This is a genomic window from Nostocoides jenkinsii Ben 74 (assembly GCF_001046875.1).
Classification (GTDB): domain Bacteria; phylum Actinomycetota; class Actinomycetes; order Actinomycetales; family Dermatophilaceae; genus Nostocoides_A; species Nostocoides_A jenkinsii.
This window is the reverse complement of sequence record NZ_HF571038.1, coordinates 3,798,872-3,799,829: the sequence shown is the minus strand read 5'-3', so window position 1 is coordinate 3,799,829 and position 958 is coordinate 3,798,872. Positions and strand designations below refer to the sequence as shown.

The 958-nt window shown below is 43.4% G+C and carries 1 protein-coding gene; it reads left to right on the top strand.

From position 1 onward, the window contains the following. Positions 1-922: lipoxygenase family protein (locus BN13_RS18995; protein WP_201329117.1), on the top strand; the 922-nt coding region annotated here is incomplete at its 5' end. Between the last annotated feature and the right edge of the window lie 36 nt (positions 923-958).

Genomic DNA, 958 nt, shown 5'->3' with positions numbered 1-958 from the left:
CCGGGACACAATGAATATTAATGCTTCGGCAAGACAAATCCTAGTCAATGCTGGTGGAGTTCTTGAGAGTACAGTTTTTCAATCCAAATTTGCCATGGAAATGTCAGCTGTCGTTTACAAAGATTGGGTTTTCCCTGATCAAGCCCTTCCGGCTGATCTTGTTAAGAGGGGAGTAGCAGTTGAGGACTCGAGTTCTCCTCATGGTGTTCGTTTACTGATAGAGGACTATCCATACGCTGTTGATGGCTTAGAAATATGGTCTGCAATCAAAAGTTGGGTGACAGACTACTGCAGTTTCTACTATGGATCGGATGAAGAGATTCTGAAAGACAATGAACTACAAGCCTGGTGGAAGGAACTCCGAGAAGTGGGACATGGTGACAAGAAAAATGAACCATGGTGGCCTGAAATGGAAACACCACAAGAGCTAATCGATTCGTGTACCACCATCATATGGATAGCTTCTGCACTTCATGCAGCAGTTAATTTCGGGCAATATCCTTATGCAGGTTATCTCCCAAATCGCCCCACAGTAAGTCGAAGATTCATGCCTGAACCAGGAACTCCTGAATATGAAGAGCTAAAGAAAAACCCCGATAAGGCATTCTTGAAAACAATCACAGCTCAGTTACAAACATTGCTTGGTGTTTCCCTCGTAGAGATATTGTCAAGGCATACTACAGATGAGATTTACCTCGGACAACGAGAGTCTCCTGAATGGACAAAGGACAAAGAACCACTTGCTGCTTTCGACAAATTTGGAAAGAAGTTGACAGACATTGAAAAACAGATTATACAGAGGAATGGTGACAACATATTGACAAACAGATCAGGCCCCGTTAACGCTCCGTATACGTTGCTTTTCCCAACAAGTGAAGGTGGACTTACAGGCAAAGGAATTCCCAACAGTGTGTCAATATAGAAGAAGGTCGACACCGGAAAATGAAGAAAGCTGGAG